The organism is Klebsiella sp. LTGPAF-6F, assembly GCF_001753185.1.
GTDB classification, from domain to species: Bacteria; Pseudomonadota; Gammaproteobacteria; order Enterobacterales; family Enterobacteriaceae; genus Klebsiella; species Klebsiella michiganensis.
Window position 1 is genome coordinate 3273778 of sequence record NZ_CP017450.1, and the last position, 18256, is coordinate 3292033.

General features: G+C 57.4%; 23 protein-coding genes and 1 pseudogene. 11 read left to right on the forward strand and 13 right to left on the reverse strand.

The annotated features are described in order from the left end of the window. The first annotated feature begins 73 nt into the window (after nucleotides 1-73). Nucleotides 74-1030: an AraC family transcriptional regulator gene (locus BJF97_RS15270; RefSeq protein ID WP_004851102.1), complete on the forward strand. Its 957-nt coding sequence runs from the start codon at nucleotides 74-76 to the stop codon at nucleotides 1028-1030. Here the strand turns inward: BJF97_RS15270 and BJF97_RS15275 are convergent. The 7 genes and pseudogenes from BJF97_RS15275 to BJF97_RS15305 form a co-directional block, all read right to left on the reverse strand. Further along, nucleotides 1027-1815, reverse strand: a complete 789-nt coding sequence (locus BJF97_RS15275) for a pyrroline-5-carboxylate reductase family protein (protein WP_032694936.1) — start codon at nucleotides 1813-1815, stop codon at nucleotides 1027-1029. The two genes, BJF97_RS15270 and BJF97_RS15275, sit on opposite strands and share 4 nt — an antisense overlap. Before the next feature lie 12 nt (nucleotides 1816-1827). Next, on the reverse strand, nucleotides 1828-2583 hold the full coding sequence (locus tag BJF97_RS15280) for a VOC family protein (protein ID WP_032694934.1): 756 nt from the start codon (nucleotides 2581-2583) through the stop codon (nucleotides 1828-1830). Beyond that, nucleotides 2571-3110 carry an L-2-amino-thiazoline-4-carboxylic acid hydrolase gene (locus BJF97_RS15285; RefSeq protein WP_032694933.1) on the reverse strand — a complete coding sequence of 180 codons (540 nt, stop codon included), beginning with the start codon at nucleotides 3108-3110 and terminating at the stop codon, nucleotides 2571-2573. Before BJF97_RS15285 ends, BJF97_RS15280 begins: the two co-directional genes overlap by 13 nt. A gap of 4 nt (nucleotides 3111-3114) precedes the next feature. Continuing rightward, on the reverse strand, nucleotides 3115-3915 hold the full coding sequence (locus tag BJF97_RS34725; RefSeq protein ID WP_050595160.1) for a transporter substrate-binding domain-containing protein: 801 nt from the start codon (nucleotides 3913-3915) through the stop codon (nucleotides 3115-3117). A gap of 36 nt (nucleotides 3916-3951) precedes the next feature. Beyond that, a pseudogene (locus tag BJF97_RS34730) lies at nucleotides 3952-4698 on the reverse strand (amino acid ABC transporter permease); the annotation flags it as partial. A 9-nt stretch (nucleotides 4699-4707) separates the two neighbouring features. After that, nucleotides 4708-5406, reverse strand: a complete 699-nt coding sequence (locus tag BJF97_RS15300) for an amino acid ABC transporter permease (protein WP_032695039.1) — start codon at nucleotides 5404-5406, stop codon at nucleotides 4708-4710. An 8-nt stretch (nucleotides 5407-5414) separates the two neighbouring features. After that, entirely contained in the window at nucleotides 5415-6155 is a 741-nt protein-coding gene (locus tag BJF97_RS15305) for an amino acid ABC transporter ATP-binding protein (RefSeq protein ID WP_032695038.1), read from the reverse strand. Between the two features lie 333 nt (nucleotides 6156-6488). On the opposite strand from BJF97_RS15305, the gene BJF97_RS15310 reads away from it, so the two are divergent. After that, complete coding sequence (locus tag BJF97_RS15310) at nucleotides 6489-6698, forward strand: YdgH/BhsA/McbA-like domain containing protein (protein WP_032694932.1); 210 nt, start codon at nucleotides 6489-6491, stop codon at nucleotides 6696-6698. A gap of 196 nt (nucleotides 6699-6894) precedes the next feature. Then, nucleotides 6895-7083 carry a hypothetical protein gene (locus BJF97_RS15315; RefSeq protein WP_004134116.1) on the forward strand — a complete coding sequence of 63 codons (189 nt, stop codon included), beginning with the start codon at nucleotides 6895-6897 and terminating at the stop codon, nucleotides 7081-7083. 41 nt (nucleotides 7084-7124) lie between these two features. Here the strand turns inward: BJF97_RS15315 and BJF97_RS15320 are convergent, their stop codons facing one another. Further along, on the reverse strand, nucleotides 7125-7400 hold the full coding sequence (locus tag BJF97_RS15320) for a VF530 family DNA-binding protein (RefSeq protein WP_014229464.1): 276 nt from the start codon (nucleotides 7398-7400) through the stop codon (nucleotides 7125-7127). A 271-nt stretch (nucleotides 7401-7671) separates the two neighbouring features. Here BJF97_RS15320 and BJF97_RS15325 point away from each other — a divergent pair, with 271 nt between their 5' ends. The 4 genes from BJF97_RS15325 to BJF97_RS15340 all read left to right on the forward strand — a co-directional run bounded on the left by BJF97_RS15325 (nucleotide 7672) and on the right by BJF97_RS15340 (nucleotide 11104). Then, a complete protein-coding gene (locus BJF97_RS15325) occupies nucleotides 7672-8700 on the forward strand; it encodes an isopenicillin N synthase family dioxygenase (protein WP_004851112.1) in 1029 nt (342 codons plus the stop codon). 153 nt (nucleotides 8701-8853) lie between these two features. Continuing rightward, nucleotides 8854-9660, forward strand: coding sequence for a MetQ/NlpA family ABC transporter substrate-binding protein (locus tag BJF97_RS15330; RefSeq protein WP_032694354.1), 807 nt, complete (start codon nucleotides 8854-8856; stop codon nucleotides 9658-9660). Beyond that, nucleotides 9657-10448 carry a methionine ABC transporter ATP-binding protein gene (locus BJF97_RS15335; protein WP_014229467.1) on the forward strand — a complete coding sequence of 264 codons (792 nt, stop codon included), beginning with the start codon at nucleotides 9657-9659 and terminating at the stop codon, nucleotides 10446-10448. Before BJF97_RS15330 ends, BJF97_RS15335 begins: the two co-directional genes overlap by 4 nt. Beyond that, complete coding sequence (locus BJF97_RS15340; protein WP_009654800.1) at nucleotides 10445-11104, forward strand: methionine ABC transporter permease; 660 nt, start codon at nucleotides 10445-10447, stop codon at nucleotides 11102-11104. Before BJF97_RS15335 ends, BJF97_RS15340 begins: the two co-directional genes overlap by 4 nt. A gap of 31 nt (nucleotides 11105-11135) precedes the next feature. On the opposite strand, the gene BJF97_RS15345 is transcribed toward BJF97_RS15340, so the two are convergent. Beyond that, nucleotides 11136-12182, reverse strand: coding sequence for an NAD(P)H-dependent flavin oxidoreductase (locus BJF97_RS15345; protein ID WP_014229469.1), 1047 nt, complete (start codon nucleotides 12180-12182; stop codon nucleotides 11136-11138). A 92-nt stretch (nucleotides 12183-12274) separates the two neighbouring features. Here BJF97_RS15345 and BJF97_RS15350 point away from each other — a divergent pair, with 92 nt between their 5' ends. Then, nucleotides 12275-13111, forward strand: a complete 837-nt coding sequence (locus BJF97_RS15350; protein ID WP_032694355.1) for a LysR family transcriptional regulator — start codon at nucleotides 12275-12277, stop codon at nucleotides 13109-13111. On the opposite strand, the gene BJF97_RS15355 is transcribed toward BJF97_RS15350, so the two are convergent. Both BJF97_RS15355 and BJF97_RS15360 read right to left on the reverse strand, forming a co-directional pair. Further along, a complete protein-coding gene (locus BJF97_RS15355; protein ID WP_032694373.1) occupies nucleotides 13094-14281 on the reverse strand; it encodes a YbfB/YjiJ family MFS transporter in 1188 nt (395 codons plus the stop codon). The two genes, BJF97_RS15350 and BJF97_RS15355, sit on opposite strands and share 18 nt — an antisense overlap. Before the next feature lie 207 nt (nucleotides 14282-14488). Beyond that, a complete protein-coding gene (locus BJF97_RS15360; protein WP_032694356.1) occupies nucleotides 14489-15109 on the reverse strand; it encodes a LysE family translocator in 621 nt (206 codons plus the stop codon). Between the two features lie 156 nt (nucleotides 15110-15265). On the opposite strand from BJF97_RS15360, the gene BJF97_RS15365 reads away from it, so the two are divergent. Beyond that, the gene (locus BJF97_RS15365; protein WP_032694357.1) at nucleotides 15266-15655 is read left to right on the forward strand and encodes a VOC family protein; all 390 of its coding nucleotides are present in this window, start codon (nucleotides 15266-15268) and stop codon (nucleotides 15653-15655) included. A gap of 3 nt (nucleotides 15656-15658) precedes the next feature. Here BJF97_RS15365 and BJF97_RS15370 read toward each other — a convergent pair whose 3' ends face one another. Both BJF97_RS15370 and BJF97_RS15375 read right to left on the reverse strand, forming a co-directional pair. Beyond that, nucleotides 15659-15877, reverse strand: a complete 219-nt coding sequence (locus tag BJF97_RS15370; RefSeq protein ID WP_032694358.1) for a DUF7661 family protein — start codon at nucleotides 15875-15877, stop codon at nucleotides 15659-15661. A 49-nt stretch (nucleotides 15878-15926) separates the two neighbouring features. Then, a complete protein-coding gene (locus BJF97_RS15375) occupies nucleotides 15927-16373 on the reverse strand; it encodes a glyoxalase/bleomycin resistance/dioxygenase family protein (protein ID WP_009654757.1) in 447 nt (148 codons plus the stop codon). Between the two features lie 195 nt (nucleotides 16374-16568). Here BJF97_RS15375 and BJF97_RS15380 point away from each other — a divergent pair, with 195 nt between their 5' ends. Both BJF97_RS15380 and BJF97_RS15385 read left to right on the forward strand, forming a co-directional pair. Continuing rightward, nucleotides 16569-17759: an MFS transporter gene (locus BJF97_RS15380; RefSeq protein WP_032694359.1), complete on the forward strand. Its 1191-nt coding sequence runs from the start codon at nucleotides 16569-16571 to the stop codon at nucleotides 17757-17759. 192 nt (nucleotides 17760-17951) lie between these two features. Beyond that, complete coding sequence (locus BJF97_RS15385; protein ID WP_009654750.1) at nucleotides 17952-18242, forward strand: hypothetical protein; 291 nt, start codon at nucleotides 17952-17954, stop codon at nucleotides 18240-18242. Nucleotides 18243-18256: the final 14 nt, after the last annotated feature.

The following is an 18256-nucleotide window of genomic DNA, read 5'->3' on the forward strand; positions in this document are numbered from 1 at the left end:
GTTAGGCGGTTCTGTTCGGACGATCTATGATGCATACTCCTTGATTATTGATAATTCGTCCGGGAATGATGTTATGACTCAGCACGCCCTCGATCTCACCAGCGAACTTCTGCGCGGCATGCGCCTTTCCGGCGTCAACTACCGCCGCATCGAAACCTCCCGCCCTTTTGGCGTCGAATTCGGCTTCGTACCCGGTAAAGCGCAGTTCCACTTTATCAGCCGGGGACCGGTACTGCTGCGCATGGTCAGCGGTCAGCGCCTGATGCTGCAGAGCGGCGATGCGCTGTTTATTCCGAACGGCGATGGTCACGTGCTGCTCTCCGATGACCAGGCAACGGTGGTTAACGTGTCCAGACTGCCCAGCGAACCGGTTTGCGACTCGGTAAGCTGCGTCAAAAACGCCTGCGACGACGCGAAAAGCGACAGCGCTATTATCTTCAGCGCCTGTATGGACTTTGAGCTGGGCGGTATGCAGCCGCTGGTCAAAGCGATGCCCGAAGTGATGCTGGTCAGCAGCCTGCTGACCAGCCGTCCGGAGATCCCGCCGATGCTGGCGGCCATGGAACGCGAAAGCCTCACTCGACAGGCGGGCTACGCCGGCATTCTGGCGCGGCTGGCCGATGTGGTCGCCGCGCTGATTGTCCGCGGCTGGGTGGAGTGCGGCTGCGGCAACGCCACCGGCTGGGTACAGGTGCTGCGCGATCCTAAGCTGGCTAAAGCCATTTACGTTATGCATCAGCAGCCGGGCATTAACTGGAAAGTCGAGGATCTGGCCCGCGAGGCGGGAATTTCGCGTTCGGTATTTGCTGAACGCTTCCTCTCCGCCACCGGCACCACTCCCGCCCGCTATCTCACCGAGCTGCGTATGCGCCTCGCGGTGCAGTACATTTCCCATGAGGGTCAGGCGCTGGAAAAAGTGGCCTTCAGGCTGGGGTACAGTTCTCATGCCGCCTTCAGCCGCGCCTTTAAACGCATAATCGGAAAGGCGCCGGGCGCGCTGCGCGATCTGTCGCGGGAAGAAGGATTTTAGCACTGTCCCAGTTCACGGGTGCGCCTGACCGCCGCCAGTACGCTGCGCTGAAGCCCAGCGGCAAAATCGCTGTTGTTCAGCTCATACAGACCGTGGATCCCGACGCCCGCCGGGGAATTGTTGATATCCAGAAGCTGGCGCGGATGCTTCTGGCTTTGGCGCAGCATCTCGACCGCGCCGAGCAGGTTTTCCAGCACCACCTCCGTTGCCTGGGGCCGCGGCAGCCCCGCCAGTACGCCGGCATCGGTAAGGGACTCAATAAAGTAGTAAATATAGTTAGGGCCCGCGACGCCAAAGCCGGTAAAGATATCGATCAACCGCTCAGGCAGATACAGCACTTTGCCAAAGCCGCGCAGAAACGGCTCGATCTCAGCCGCGTTGGCGTAGGGGTTTAAGGTCACGCCGCTATAGCCAAATCCGGTATCGGTCAGGGTATTTGGGATCGCCCTGGCAATCGGCGTTGCCGCACCAAACAGGGAGGCCAGCTTTTCCAGGGTCACCCCCGCGATCAGAGAAACCACCGTCGTCGAGCCGTTTAGCTGCGGGCGCACGCGGTTCGCCACCCCCGCCAGATCGTCCTGCGGACGGATCCCCAGCACCAGCAAAGCGGCTTCGTTTACGCCACCGTCGCCCGACAGCCGATAACGGGCGCGCAGAGCCTCGACTCGCGCGCTGTCGATATCCTCCAGCGAGATCGCGTCCGCCCGCAGCGCACCGTGGCTTAATGACGCGCGAATAATCGCCTCCGCCATCTGTCCGGCGCCAATAAAATGGACCCTGGCCATGAGTCTTACTCCTTATTCAAAAAGATATTCGCCGTTGCCAACGCGAAAGCGTCGGCCTTTGAGCGCCGGGTCAGCAACGCGAAACACCAGTTCAGTCAGTTGGTTCGCCGCGCCCTGACGGAAAAGAAACTCTCGACCGCCCACCGCCAGCCCCTGCTCGCCTTGCGGGGCAAAGCCAAACAGCAGCTGCCAGCGGTCGCGCACCGCCTGAGGATGCTGTACCGTGAAAACCGCGCGCTGCAGTTCAATCTCCCCCAGAGGATGCGGCGCAGCGAGACCCTGTGCCTGCAGGCGGCTCAACCGGGCGTCATCCTCTTCCCCCCATTGCAGAATAAAGGGATAGACCAGGCCGTCAAAATCGCCGTCAATGGTGAAGATCCGCCAGCGGATAACGTTGCCCTGCGGATCGTCGCGCTGGCCGTTGACGATCGGCGAAACCCGCAGGCCCTGCTCGTGCAACTCCGCATGCGTGCGCTCAATATCGTCGCTACGCAGCGCCACCCGATACAGCGCTTCATTATCCGGCAGCAGCCGCGACGCATCCCGGGAGAGTAAAAACGTCTCCGCGGCGGAAAGCAGCTCTGCATCATCGGCAATCGCCAGAAATTCGATATAGGTCAGGCCGAAATAGCTCAGCGCATTCCTGGTCCCCCAGCCCGGGTGGCGCCCACCGGCCACCGCGTTGAGCTTTTGCCCGCTCAGCGCCTGAATCGCCGCTTCCGGCTGATTAACAAACTGGACCGCGTGGTCCCACGTTAAGGTTGCCATTCGCCCTCCCGCTCCTCTGCCTGATAAAAACGCAGCCGACAGGCGGCATCGCCGCGAGCCAGCGCGGTCTGCACCTCTAAATGCAGCCCCGGAAACGCATCGGTTAGCGCACGATCGCCTTCCATGCAGATATCGCACAGCGTCTCAATTTCGCTGGCGCCTCGCCCCTGCTGCCGCCAGCAGTTGACATAGGGACAGTAGTGAAACAGGACGATAAATTCGGCCCGGCTGGCGCTAACGGGCTCCATCTCATAAACCTGAGATTCCAGACCGCGGGTAAACAGCCCGGCAAACTCCTGCAAATCTTTTCGATCGCGCATTTGCGCGCGCAGCTTATGCCCGATATCGCGGCCATAGTGGCGTATTGCTTCACGGACAGAATCATCCGCGATATGGCGTTGTCGGCTTTCGTCCAACAGGTAACCGATCGTTGCCGCGCGTTTTTCAGTAATGGCGCGCAGCGCCAGGGTCACCTCATCGTTTAAGGTGGCGGCGTTATGCGCCGGTTCCGAGCTTATTTGCGTCATGCGCTTATTCCCAGTCGGTATTCACTTTCACGTCGCTGGCGCCCGGCAGGGCATACACATCTTCGGCGTACCATTTCCGCGAGAGCTCAGCGAGCGTGCCGTCCTTTTTCAGGGCAACCAGCTGCGCGTCAATCGCTTTGATTAGCTGCGGATCGGTATTTTTTTTATACAAATAGACGTTAGGAAACAGGCCAACGGAATCCGACGCTTTCAGATTAAGATTTAGCGCCTTATTTAACGCCAGCAGCGCGCCAATGGGGTAAATCGCCGCATCGTATTCCCCGGAGGCTACCGCTTTAAAGATATCGGCGGCGGACTGCTCGCCGTTGGGCTGCAGGTTAATTTGTTGGCCTGGATGTTTTTTATTGTAGTTTTCAATCACCGTATAACGGGCGTCGGAGGTATGAATCGGCACCAGCTTTTTCTTCCCGCTGGCGAGATCGCCGAGATTATGTATATCGTTCTCATCGTTACGCACAATCAGGCGCAAATCGCTGATCCCGGTCGGCTCGCCGGAGTGGTCGTATTTTTCCGCCCGCTCTTTGGTGAGATAAAAGTGATCCGCCGCGAGGGTATAGGCGCCGGTCGATAGGCCGACGATCATCGCATCGCGCGAGACCGCATTAAAATGAAACGTATAGTCGGTTAAACGCTGGTCCAGCACCTTTAACAGGTCGCCATCGTAACCGGTAATATTGTTGTTATCGTCAACAAAGCTAAAGGGAAAACCGTTAGCATTGACGACAACCTCAACCGTTTTCGCGTTTGCGCTTTTTTCAACAGCCTGCGCGGCGTTCATTCCCATTGCCAACGCCAGCGCACTCACCAGTAAAATTTTATTTTCAAAATACCTTCCCCAAAATGATAACCGTGAAACACTCTTTTCTGCGTTTCCTTGCCAGCGGGCGCTCAGAAACCTTTCTGCACTGCGCAATGCTCTGGCAATCGCCAGGCACAGCACGATATAAATCACCAGCACGACGCAGTAGGCTTCGACAAAATGAAACCCGCGCGCGGCGGCGATATTGGCTTTCGCCATCAGATCAACAACGGTGATGGTGTAAACCAGCGAGGTGTCTTTAATCAGATCGATCAGCACGCTGGTAAAGTTCGGCAGCGCGGATACCGCCGCCTGTGGAAAAATAATGCGTCGGAACTGCGTGAATCCGCTTAGCCCGATTGACCATGCGGCCTCGCGCTGCCCCTTATCAACCGCATTCCATCCCGCGCGAAAGGTTTCGGCGAAATAAGCGCTGAAGATCAGCGACAGCGCGGTGACCGCCGCCGCCAGCGGCGAGAGTTTATAGCGGTACATCGTGTCCTGCGGGCCGCCGAACAGTCCAGCGGCAATCCACGGCCAGACGTAAAAAAAGAAATACAGCATCACCAGAACCGGGACCGAACGGCCAAAGGAGAGGAATACCCTCGCCAGCCATTGAACGCCGGGTACCTGACGAATAATCGCCCACGCCAGCGCTGCGCCCAGCAAAGTGGAAAACAGTAAGGATAATAACGTTATCGTCAGGGTGACCGGCAGCGCGCTTAAAATAAACGTAAAATTGTCGCGAATGAACGCCAGGCTAAACATGTTAATTTATCACTCCAGCAGGAACTGATATTTCTTTTCAATACGAGTGGTAAAATAGAGAATAATACTATTCAGCACCCAGTAGACGATAATAACGCTAATAAATGCCGCGACTTGTTTAGCCCCGTAGCTATTTTGCGAAATCTTTTGTGCCCGTCCAAAAACATCCACAATACCAATAATATTGACCAGCGAGGTCATTTTCACGAGATTAATTAAAAGATTGCCAAAGACGGGAATAGCAATAATAAGCCCCTGGGGGAAAATAATCCGCCGTATTCCCTGATGCCAGGGAATATTCAGGCTGATAATGGCCTCTTTCTGGCCACTATCCACCGCGCGCCACGCTGAACGCATCATTTCTGCAAAGTAGGGACTGATACTGACCGAAATAGACAGCACCGCAAAGGTGGTATCGCTAATCCACAGCGGCGGCAGCGCCAGCGCGGTCAAAATTAATTTGCCGCCGAAGAAAAACAGCAGGATCAGCAGCGCCAGAGGCGCGCCGCGCAGAATGTCGGTATACCCATTTGCCGCCGCGCTGAGCGGCCTAAAGCGGCTAAACTGCAGCAGCACAATCAGCAGCGCGATCGTTAAACCAAGCAGCAGCGACGCCAGCGTTATACCGAGGGTCACGGGTAAATTTTCCAGCAGCTTCGGCACTATTCCGGCGATATCCTGCCAGCTAAACAGTGGGTTATTGTTCATCATCAGCCTCAGGCATGATAGTGCAGTTGTGCAAGAAACGTCCGGGTTCGGCCCTGCTGCGCCGCGCCAAATATCTGTTCCGCCGGGCCCTGTTCAACGATTTCGCCGTTTTCCATAAATACCACCCGGGAAGCGACCTGACGGGCGAACGCCATTTCGTGGGTCACGATGATCATCGTCTGGCCCGCGGCGGCAATGGTCTGAATAAGCTCCAGCACTTCACCGACTTTTTCCGGATCCAGGGCTGAGGTCGGCTCATCCAGCAGCAGAACGGCGGGGTTAATGGCCAGCGCCCGCGCAATACCGATACGCTGCTTTTGGCCGCCGGAGAGGCTGTGCGGATAGTGGTCTTTTTTATGCAGCAACCCCACCTGCTTTAAGAGTCGTTCAGCAATAGCCAGCGCCTCCTGCCGCGGACGCTTTTTAGCGTATATCAGTCCTTCGGTAATATTTTGCAGTGCGGTGAGGTTATGAAAAAGATTCCACGATTGAAAAACCATAGCGGTTTTTGACCGTAGTTTTTCAATCTCCTTTTTTCCCGCTTTTGCGCAATCCAGCGCCACATCATCTATTCTTATTTGCCCGCTATCGGCAGGCTCTAAGAAATTAAGCGTACGTAATAGCGTGGTTTTCCCCGAGCCGCTGGGGCCAATAATGCAAATAATCTCGCCGGAATGAATGCTGAGCGATACCTCTTTTAGCACTCTTTCACCGGAGAAGCTTTTACTGATCTTATTGAGCGTTATCATAATGAGATATTCGTGAATAATGATTATTTGCCGCACACCGGCATTTATTGCTGTACAAAAACTATATTGCCGCCGTTCAGATGATAGCAAACAAGAAAATCATCTATCGAAAGTCAAAAAATAACTTTTTATATATTTGTTATGACAATGAGGCTTGATTGTAATCAAACCTTATTTGCAAAACAGGATTGCGGTAATCGATATTTTTTATTCAAATTTACTGAATAATGAGAGCAAATTGTTTCGATTTTAATCATCGCGTCATCGACCTATTATTTATCACATCGGGGCAACAACGCTCCAACACTGACAAAACGCTTAAGGAATACGACCATGAACTCCATCAAAACTTTCGTTGCAGTTGCCGCACTCTCTACGATCTCTTTCGGTACTTTTGCGCAGAGCATCAGCGCCAGCGCTTCCACACTGGACCGTGCAGAAGCCAAAATTGCCGCTCAGGCCGCAGAGCAAGGCGCGTCTTACAAAATCACCAGCGCTCAGTTCAATAACCGCGTGCATATGACCGCAGAACTGACGAAATAAACTCACCCGTCATACTTCAAGTTGCATGTGCGTTGGCTGCGCGCGCTCACCCGAATCACTTACCAGAGTAAGCTCATCGGGATTCACTGACTTGCCGCCTTCCTGCAACCCGAATTATTTAGGGTATATAACAATATTGCCGGGCCGCCGGAAGACACAGGCGACAGCGACAACACGATGAAATAAGGAACAGAATATGAAAAATATCGGCGTAGTCACCGCACTGCTGTTAGCCGCTACACTTTCGTCCGGGGCGATGGCCGCAGAGAATAGCTTTGCGCGTCCGGAGGCAGGTTCAAATATCGACACGTCCGTGCATCAGAATCATATTGATGTCAGCCATGCCTTTGATAAAGAGAGCCTGACCGCAGGCAATCTTCAGTAACACACAGCCCAGGGCGCGCGCGGAATTATCCGCTGCGCGCCCTACTTTTTCTGCCAGTGTGCCCACGGATTATCCGCCGGCGCTTCCGCTTTTGCCGTATCGGTATCGGACAACGAATCGATATACAACGCTTCCACTTCTTTACGCGCCCAAGGCGTGCGGCGTAAAAACTTCAGGCTCGACTTAATACTCGGCTCGCTTTTAAAGCAGTTGATGTTGATGCGTTTCGCCAGTTCGGCCCAGCCATATCGCGCGACCAGCGCGTTTAACAGCGCTTCCAGCGTGATGCCGTGCAGAGGATCGTTTGGGTGCTGCATTGCGTCTCTTTACCTGAATTAAAAATTTCGCTCACCATACTGGCTCCCGACGCCAATCGCAACAGCCCCGCCTCCCCCTTATCCAAAATTCGCAAAAGCACAGAACCCTCCACGGTCATAAATTAGAAAAGAACGTTATTGGTTGATTATTTTCGTTTAAGGCAAGCTGGCTTCAACCACCCGACTGAGGAATCGATCATGCGCTGTTGTTGTCCCCGAACCCTGAATCTGCATCGACGAAAACACCTGAATACCGCCTTCGGAGAACACAATGAACGCGACAACCTTACCGATACTGGATCTGGCCCGCTACGCGGACCCCGCTGAAAAAGCGGCGTTTCTCGCCGACCTGCGCCACGCCGCCCGCGATATCGGTTTCTTTTATCTGATCAACCACGGCGTCGATGAGTCGCTGCAGCAGGCCGTGCAGCAGCAATCCCGCGCCTTTTTTGCCCTGCCCGACGATCAAAAGCAGAGGGTGGCAATGATTCACTCTCCGCATTTTCGCGGCTACAACCGCGCCGCTTCTGAATTAACCCGCGGTCAACCCGACTGGCGCGAGCAGTTCGATATCGGCGCCGAGCGCCCGGCCCTGCAGCTTAGCGAACGTGCGCCGCGCTGGCAGCGCCTGCAGGGGCCGAATCTCTGGCCAGAGGCGTTGCCCTCGCTCAAACCCACATTACTGACCTGGCAACGGGAAATGACCCAGGTTGGGATCACCCTGCTGCGCGCCTTCGCCGAAGCGCTGCGCCTGCCGCTGGATGCCTTCGATGGCCTGTATGGCGATAAGCCCAATGAACATATCAAGCTGATCCGCTATCCCGGCCAGCAGGAGACCCAGAGCGCCCAGGGCGTTGGCGCGCATAAGGATTCCGGCTTCCTCAGCTTCCTGCTGCAGGATGAGCAGAAAGGATTGCAGGTCGAAGTCTCCCCTGACCGCTGGATTGACGCGACCCCGCTGGCGGGCAGCTTTGTGGTGAATATCGGCGAGCTGCTGGAGCTGGCAACCAACGGCTATCTGCGGGCAACGGTGCACCGGGTCGTTTCGCCGCCTGCCGACCAGCAGCGGCTGTCGATCGCTTTCTTCCTCGGCGCCCAGCTGGATGCCGTGGTCCCCGTCTACACGCTGCCCGACGAGCTGGCCCGCGAAGCCCTCGGACCGGATAGCGACCCGCAAAACCCGCTGCTGCGCGAGGTGGGCTGGAATTACCTGAAAGGGCGTCTGCGTTCGCATCCTGATGTCGCCGAGCGCTACTACCAGGATGTTTTTCGCGAACGCGCCGAGCAATTGATCGTGTAGACCCTAAATAATTCGGGTTGCAGGCAGGCGGCAAGTCAGTGAATCCCGATGAGCTTACTCTGGTAAGTGATTCGGGTGAGCGCGCGCAGCCAACGCACATGCAATTTGAAGTATGACGGGTATAAACATAACAACAATACAAGGAATAAGATGATGAAATATGCCGCATTTAAACTGGCAGGGGTTGCACTGTCTCTCTCTCTGGCATGGAGTTCCGCCCAGGCCGCCGCGCTGCGCGTCGCCGCGGACCCGGTGCCGCACGCCGAGATCCTTAACTACATTAAGAAGATCGATCCCAGCCTCGACCTGAAAATCGTCGAACTCACCAGCGGCGTTAACGCCAACGAGCTGCTGGCCAACGGCGATGTCGATGCCAACTACTTCCAGCACGTCCCCTATCTGAAAGATCAGGAGAAAGCGCTGGGCAAAACCTTCGCCGTCGCGGCGACCGTCCATATTGAGCCGCTGGGGATCTATTCGCGCAAGCATAAAGATTTTAAATCGCTGCCCGAGAACGCCAGCGTGGCGGTACCGAATAACACCACTAACCTGAGCCGCGCGCTGTTCCTGCTGCAAAATCAGGGTTTGATTAAGCTGGCGGCAAAATTTACCGACCCGGCGACAACCCTGGCGACGCCGAAAGATATCGTGGAAAACCCGAAGCACCTGAAAATCCTTGAGATTGAATCACCGCAGATCCCGCGGTCGCTGGATGACGTTGACCTGGCGGTGATAAACGGCAACTACGCGCTGGAAGCCGGGCTGGTGCCGGCCAAAGACGCGCTGGGTCTGGAGAGCGCGACCAACAACCCGTACGCCAACATTCTGGTGACAACGCCGGCGCTGGCGAACGATCCGCGCATCAAGGCGCTGGCCAAAGACCTCACCTCGCCGCAGGTCGCCGAATTTATTCGTAAGCAGTATAACGGCTCGGTGATCCCGGTTGCTCCTCAGTCATGATTGAGATTGTCGGGCTGAGTAAAACCTATGCCGGAACAGGCCGACCGGCGCTAAACGATGTCTCTCTGCAGGTGCCGAGAGGAGCCGTTTACGGCATCCTCGGCCGCAGCGGTGCAGGCAAAAGTACGCTGATACGCTGCCTGAATCTGCTGGAGCGGCCCACGTCGGGCCGCATTATTGTGAACGGGAACGATATTACCCGGATGGATAAAACCGCGCTGCGCGAGTACCGGCTGCGTACCGGCATGATCTTCCAGCACTTTAATTTACTTCACGCCCGCAGCGTCGCCGACAATGTCGCGGTGCCGCTGGAGATAGCCAAAGTGCCGAAAGCCGCCCGCCAGGCGCGGGTGGCGGAGCTGCTGGAACTGGTCGGGCTGGCGGATAAAGCCGCCGCCTTTCCGTCACAGCTTTCCGGCGGGCAAAAACAGCGCGTGGGGATCGCCCGCGCGCTGGCCGCGCGGCCGGATGTGCTGCTGTGCGATGAGGCCACCAGCGCCCTCGACCCCGAGACCACGGCCTCGGTGCTCAGCCTGCTGGCGGATATCAACCAAAAGCTGAACCTCACCATCGTGCTGATCACCCATGAGCTGGAAGTGGTGAAAACCCTCTGCGACCACGCGGCGCTGCTGGAGCACGGGGAGATTATTGAAAGCGGCAGAATTGCCGATTTGCTGGTGGCGCCATGGTCGCGGCTACGGCAGTCGCTGCTGCACGATCCTCAGGCTGAGCGGGATTTCCTCGCTCGCCACGGTTTTCACGGGAGGCCATTATGCGGAGTAGCATGAGTTGGGAAGATCTCTGGCCGCTGCTGCTTCAGGGCACGGTAGATACCGTTTATATGGTCGGCCTGGCGGCGCTGTTTACCGTGCTGCTCGGTCTGCCGACCGGCGTGCTGCTGTTTGTTTCACGCCGCAACGGCCTGGCGCCGATGCCGAAGCTCAACGCCGTGCTGGGCGCGATTATCAACTTTGGTCGTTCGCTGCCGTTTATCGTGCTGCTGATCGCGCTGATCCCGTTCACCCGGCTGATTATTGGCACCACCCTCGGCAGTACCGCCGCGGTGGTTCCGGTCACCATTGGCGCCTTTCCGTTCTTTGCGCGGCTGACGGAGAACGCGCTGGATGAAGTGGATTACGGGCGTATCGAGGCGATTTTATCGATGGGCGGCAATATCTGGCACGTGATCTTTAAATCGCTGCTGCCGGAAGCGCTGCCGACGCTGCTGGCCGGCATCACGCTGACCATCGTTATGCTGATCGGCTTCTCTTCGATGGCGGGCGTGATTGGCGGCGGCGGACTGGGCGATCTGGCCATTCGCTACGGCTATCAGCGCTTCAATAACGAGGTGATGTTCGGTACCGTGCTCATTCTGGTCGCGCTGGTGCAGGGCGTGCAGATGGCCGGCGACCGTCTGGTCCGCGGCCTCGCCCACCGTCGTTAACAATAAGCGGGTGGCCGCGCGCCATCCGCGATTAAAACCCGCTTTCGCGCACCAGGGTGCGTATCAGCTCCGCTGCCGGCAGCTCGCGAATCAGGCTCACTCCCTGCCCGGCCCAGTGCGCACCGTACTGACGATCTCCCTGCGCTTTCGCCGCCGATGCCAGCGCCTTTCCGGCGTCGTAAGCCACGGGATAAGCCGGAATCAGCGGCGGATCGTTTATTTCACGCCAGCCGTTAACCAAGCATCTCGCCGGGCGTCCGGAAATGGCTGAGGTTAAAACCGTTTGCCCGTCAGACGCGCTTTTAAGGGCCTCACGGTATCCGCCATCCGTGGACGATTCAGGGCACAGCAGAAACGCCGTCCCTAGCTGCGCTCCGTCTGCGCCCAGATTCATTACGCTGTTAATTCCCGCGCCGTCCATCACGCCGCCAGCGGCGATAAGCGGAATATCGGTATGCCGTCTTATCGTCTGAACCAGAGTAAAGGTGCTCATCTGCCCGTCGGGCGCCAGCGGATCAAAGATGCCGCGATGGCCGCCGGCCTCGTAGCCCTGCGCCACCACCATATCGATTCCCTGCTCTACGGCCAGCAGCGCCTCTGCCACGCTGGTCGCGCTCGCCAGAGTGACGATCCCCTTTTCCCGCAGTCGGCGAAGGGTTTCACGATCCGGCACGCCAAAATGAAAGCTCACCGCCGCCGGAGTCAGGTCGAGCAGCAGCTCGGCCATCCGCGGCTGCTGCTGAAAACTGAGATAAATTTCCGCCAGCGTCTCCGGCGGCAAGCTGCCAAAGCGCGCAAATTCCGGGCGCAGCCGCGCCAGCCACCGGGCTTCACGCTGCGGATCCCTTACCGCCGGGGCGTGGCAAAACAGATTGACGTTAAACGGACGGGTGGTTAAGCGCCGGGTCCGGTTAATCAGCGTTTCAGCCTGCTCTACGGTTGACGAGCCCAGCCCCAGCGAGCCGAGCGCGCCGGCCCCGCTGACCGCTGCCGCCAGTTCCGGCGTCGACACGCCGGCCATCGGTGCCTGAATAATGGGGTAATCAATATCAAGCTGCTGCGTAAGCCTGTTGCTCATGGTTTGCCCTGTTTAAATTTGTGCGTTCGGGCCATTAAAATCTCTTTTAGAGATGATAAGATCAACATTATTTTCAAATTAAGAATAAAAATATGAACCACACCACATTAGAGATTTTTAAAACGGTGGCGCAAGAGCGCAGCGTCACCCGCGCGGCAAAGCGGCTGGGGCGCGCCCAGTCCAATATCACCACCCGCATTCACCAGCTGGAAGAGGAGCTGGGCGTGGAGCTGTTTGCCCGCGGCAATAAAAGGATGCTGCTGTCCCCCGCCGGTGAACATTTTTTGGGCTACGCGCTGAAGATCCTCAACCTGGCCGAAGAGGCCAGACAGGCGCTGCATCCGGCGACGCCGGGCGGCAATTTACGCATGGGGGCGATGGACGCCACCGCCGCCAGCCGCCTGCCGCCGCTGCTTCCCCGGTTTCGCGCGCTGTGCCCGGAGGTGACGCTCACCCTCAAAACCCAGCCCACCCGTCAGCTGACCCAACAGGTGCTGGACGCCGCGCTGGATTGCGCGCTGGTGAGCCTGCCGCAGGGAACGCCTCCGCCCGATGATCTGGAGTACGTATCCATCTTTAAAGAACAGCTGCTGCTGGTGCTTCCTGCCAGCCCACAGCGCTTTCGCTTTGCCGCCTTTGCGCAGGGCTGTACCTACCGGGCGATGGGCGAAGCGTTTCTGGCGCAATCAGAGGAGGTGGAGAGCGAGATCCAGGACGTCGGCTCCTATCACGCGATGCTCGCCTGCGTCGCCTCCGGCGGCTATGCCGGTATCGTGCCGCAGAGCGTGCTCGATACCCTGACGCTGCCCGAAGCCAGCCAGCTGCGGCCGGTTGGCCAGGCGATCACCCAGCTTATCTGGCGCAAAGGCTACGCGTCCCCCGCCCTCGAGAAAATGCGCCAGCTTCTGGAGTCAGCCTCCGACCTTTGACGCTCGCCCCGCCCCTGCCGCCACCAGCGCGGCGGCAGCCAGCAGCGCAATGGCGGCCGCGCTCAGCGAAGGATTAAACGACCCGCTGCGGTCATACAGCGTTCCGGCAACCAGCGGGCCGACGATTTGCCCGATGCCGTAGGTCGCGGTCATGGCGGCAATCATATTGAACGAAACCAGATGATTAAGCCGCCGCCCCTCGGACAGCGCGATGGTCACGGTGCCCAAAAAGGTGCAACCCACCAGCAGCGCGCTTAATATGCAAAACGGTAACGCATGGCTCAACGCCGGGAGAATGACGCCGATTGCCTGAATCAGCAAATTAAGGGTAAACGCGCGGCGGTAGCCGAGCTTGATCACCAGCCGGTGCCAGATAAAGCAGGAGGGAACGGCGGCGAGGCCGAAAATAGCCCAGATCTGCACCGGATCGATAACGTTCAGCGAACCGCTGAGAAACAGCGGAAGATAGGTGGCGGTAATAATGTAGCCGAAGCCGGCCAGGCCATAAATCAGCAGCAGTTTCCACGCCTCCCGCACCCGCCCCTCGCCCTCCTCGCGGTGCGCGGTCGCGGCGGGTTGATAAGCGATAAGGTAGTCGGCGGGGCTCAGCAGCAGACGCAGCGCGAGAACAAAAAGCACGCCAGAGCTTATCGCACATATCAGCCATATCTGCTGGCTGGAGAGCGCCAGCGCCTTCCCCAGGGAGATAAATTCCGCCGACAAGAATATCCCCATTCCGACGCCAGAAAAAAGCACCGGCGCGCCGTTAGGGTGCTTCATATGCTGCAGTAGCCAGAGGGAGGCGGCGATCAGCGTCACCGCGCTGAGTAATCCGGCAATTCCGCGCACCACAATAATCGCCAGGGGGGAAACCAGGAACGCCAGTAAGGCCAGGCACACCAGCGTCAACAGTGCGGAAAGCAGGCTTAGCCACCTGGCGTCCGCGGGCCTGGCTTTCGCCAGCAGCAGCGCGCCGGCCAGATAGCCGGCATAGTTCGCCGAAGCGGCAAGATTACCTTCACGCAGCGTCAGCAGCTGCTCATTGAGCATCAGCGGCAGGATCCCGGTATAGGCAAATCGGCCATAGCCCATGCCAACGATCAGCACGACCGAACCGGCCAGCGCCAGCAGAAAGGCCTTCCATTCCGGCCTGGTTGCAAAAACGTTCACCCACTCCCCTCCATTATTATTCTCAAATAAAGAATCATAAATAATAATCATTCTTTATTTATTATGATTTCGCTTGCCACGATGCGCAAGCAGCGCCATGCGGCAGCGCCCGGCCTGCGGGGAGAAACTTTACGGCAACGGCCGGGGGATGCTTCGGCGAGTAACGAAATGTGGAGTGAGGCGCTGGACATCCTTGTCCAGAGGGATTTAACGGTGGCTAAAAGCCAGTTTGGCAGCAAATAACATAAAGAGGCCGCCGGTTGCGCGGTCCATCCACCGAATAAATAGCGGCGTCTTTAATAGCCGAGCGGCAGAGCGGCTGGTCAGGATTAGCGTTAACGACCAGAGCGTCCCGATCGCCACGTGGATGGCGACCAGCAGGAACGTCCAGACGATGGGCGAGTGGCCGGCCGGAATAAACTGCGGCAGGAAAGAGACGTAAAAGATCCCCATTTTCGGATTGAGCACATTGCCCATCATCCCTTTTAAAAACCAGTTACTTGCCGGCGCCGCCGCCCTGTCTTGATGAACAAAATGACCGCGCGGCTTGAGAATTAACTGAATGCCCAGCCAGCATAAATAAGCGGCCCCGCACCATTTGAGCAGGTCATACGCCAGCTCCGATGCCGCCAGCAGCGCCCCAAGACCGAAGGCGACCGCCGCCCCCCAGATAAAACATCCCGTATCAATGCCCAGCGCCGCCTGAAAGGCTTTTTTTCCGCCTTCAACGGTAGCGGTTCGCAGAATTAAAGCGGTATCCAGGCCTGGGGTAAGGGTGAGCAACAGCGCAGCAAAAGAGTAAGCAAGAAGGGAATCAGCAACGGACATTTTCTCTCTCCGAAAGCGAAGATTCTAGATAAAACCCGCCGCAGAGACAATCGAATAAATTCGCTTTGCCGGGCGCGTTAAAAGCTCTTTGTGACAAATGGCCGCCGCAAAAGCGGATACAGTCAATCGACCAAACCTTTATTGATACAGGCTGTTATGACGCTTAACGCTATCCGCATCGCCAGGCCGGTCACCGACCTTTCACTCAGTAGCCACATGTACTGCACTGGCCTTGGGCTGGAGCAGATCGCGCAGTTTGCCGATCATGACGGCTTTAGCGGCGTGATGGTCGGACGCCGCGATCTCGGCTGGCATCTTGAATTCACCCTCTGCCATTATCATCCGGTGAAGCCCTCTCCGGGCGAGGAAGATTTGCTGGTGCTTTATTACCCGGAAGCCGCGGAATGGCGGGAACAGTGTGCGAAAATGCTGACCGCCGGTTTTGCGCCGGTCAGCGCGTTCAATCCGTACTGGAATGTGAACGGTAAAACCTTTGTCGACGGCGACGGTTATCGCGTGGTGCTGCAGAACAGAAGCTGGCCGTAGGCGCTACTCCATAAGCCGGACGTCAGGATGGCGCGGGCTTGCCGCTTCGTGAAAAATATCGCCCAGCCAGCCGGGAATTTCCGCCTCCGGGAGATCGTCCGGGATGATGATCCCACGCAGCGGCGAACATTTCCGCTCGTTCAGATCGACGCGGAAGAGTAGCCAGCATTCGCCCTGGCGCTGGACGCCAATATGGCGCCCGAATACGTCATAAATCAGCATTCCATCACCCTGCCGATCGCAGGGGATGATGGGCGGCTCATGCATGCCATTATGCTTTGCCCTCGCGCAGCCACGGGGTCACGGTAATCCCTGTCAGCAGCCCTTCCGGGCTCAGCAGCCGCGTGACGGTTTGCCCCCACGGCTCAATGCGGTTGTCCACCAGCAGACGATAGCCTCTGGCCTTCAGCGCGTCGGTGGCGGTGTTGATATCGCGCACTTCAAACTCGACCCACGCCTGCGGCACCGGCAGATAGTCAGGCCAGAGATCGGCGTCAAAGCAGGAGCGCGCCGCCTGCGCCAGCGGCCACAGGGCAAAATGTTTTACCCCGCCGATGGCGTCATGTTCGGTCAGCAGATACTCTTCGTTACCGGGCATCGGTTTTAGCGGCAGGCCCAGCGCAGCCACATAAAACTCCCTGCTGGCCGGCGTCGATTGCGTTATCGGCCCAAAGCCGGCGACAAAAAGCACATCCATACCGTCTAAATCGTATTCCATACTCTCTCCTGTCATTATCCGTGATGCGTTAACAGATTTTATACTCTGCCGCGCACGACTTTCCCAGAATCCTCTTTTCTCATGACTATTTTTAGTGCGTTTACCTGAATCATTGAGAAAACGCATGCTCTGCTCGTTGCGGCCGACGGCGCTGCGCTATGCTTAGCCTCCCTTTGGTTTGCAATACTTCGCGTTATGACCACTTCCGCCAGCACCACTCAGCTTAATCTGCGTATTATTTCTATCGTTGTTTTTACCTGTATCTGCTATCTCTCTATTGGCCTGCCGCTCGCCGTACTGCCGGGCTATATCCACTATCAGCTGGGCTATAGCCCCTTTATCGCCGGCGTGGTCATCAGCCTTCAGTACATCTCAACCCTGATCAGCCGCCCGCATGCGGGCCGCTACACCGACATCTGGGGGCCGAAAAAAGTCGTCAGTCGGGGGATTGTTTGCTGCCTGCTCAGCGGTCTCTTCACGCTGCTCGCGGTCTTGCTGCAATCCTCGCCGCCGCTGGCCGTTGCCGCGCTGTTGGTGGGGCGCATTTTCCTCGGCGTCGGGGAAAGTTTTACCGCCACCGGCGCGACCCTGTGGGGGATCAAAACCGTCGGTGCGATTCACACTTCGCGGGTGATCTCGTGGAACGGCGTGGCGACCTACGTCGCCATGGCGGTCGGCGCCCCGCTGGGTGTCATGCTTAACGGCTATTTTGGCATCAGCGGATTTGCCGCCGTGGTGATCCTGGCGGCGGCGGTTGGCCTGCTCTATGCCCGTACGCGGCAGGACGTCAGCGTGACGGCGGGGATCAGAGCGCCGTTTCATGTGGTGGCGCGCAAAATCTGGCCCTACGGGTTGGGGCTGGCGCTGGGTACCGTCGGTTTTGGGGTTATCGCAACCTTTATTACCCTCTACTTCTCCGCCCATAGCTGGCAAGGCGCGGCGTTTACCCTCTCCCTGTTCAGCATCGGTTTTATCTGCATCCGCCTGATCCTGGGCAACGCCATTACCCGCTACGGCGGCGTGCCGGTATCGTTAATCTGTTTTGCGATCGAATGTATCGGCCTGCTGATCATCTGGTCGGCCTCCTCGGCGTGGATGGCCGGAATGGGCGCCTTTCTCACCGGCTCGGGCTTTTCGCTGGTCTTCCCGGCGCTTGGCGTGGAAGCGGTGAAACAGGTTGAAGAACAGAATCAGGGCACCGCGCTGGGCACCTATTCGGCCTTTCTCGATCTGGCGTTGGGATTAACCGGCCCGGTCGCCGGCTGGGTGGCCGGTTATTACGATCTGGAGACTATTTATTTGTTGGCGGCGGCGGTGGTCGCGCTGGCATTTATCTTGATTTTGCGCATTTACCTGCAACAACGCGCTGCTTTACCGCGAACCTGAGGAAGCATCGTCGAAAGATAACCGGCGCAAATATGGGTAAAAAATTAATCAATAATTGACGGCAATTCGGCTTCCGTGCCACCATCGCCTCAGCGTCCGGCAAGCGGCGCGATGGTGGTACGGGTGAATATCAGAGACCGCATGTTTAAGGTCCATGCCCGTCCGCAACCTGATTCTGGCGGGAATAAAGACATGCACCAAAGTTTTAATCAGCGCGTTCATTTCTATTACTGCATTCTGGTGGCGCTGAAAATACACGCAAAATCGAAGAAATCAGGCGGTATCCGCGGGAAAAATAATTTCCTGCTCAAGTGGCTGCGTAAAGCGCAGGACAACAATATATTCCACCCGGATATTACCAGCGAGATCGAATGGCTGCGCGGCAAAATCATTCAGGCCGGCTACGATACCGACCTTGAACCCATGCTCGATTTTGTCTACGCCACCGCCAAACGCGCGGAAGATCTTAAGAACGCCGACTGATTCACGCCCGAGCC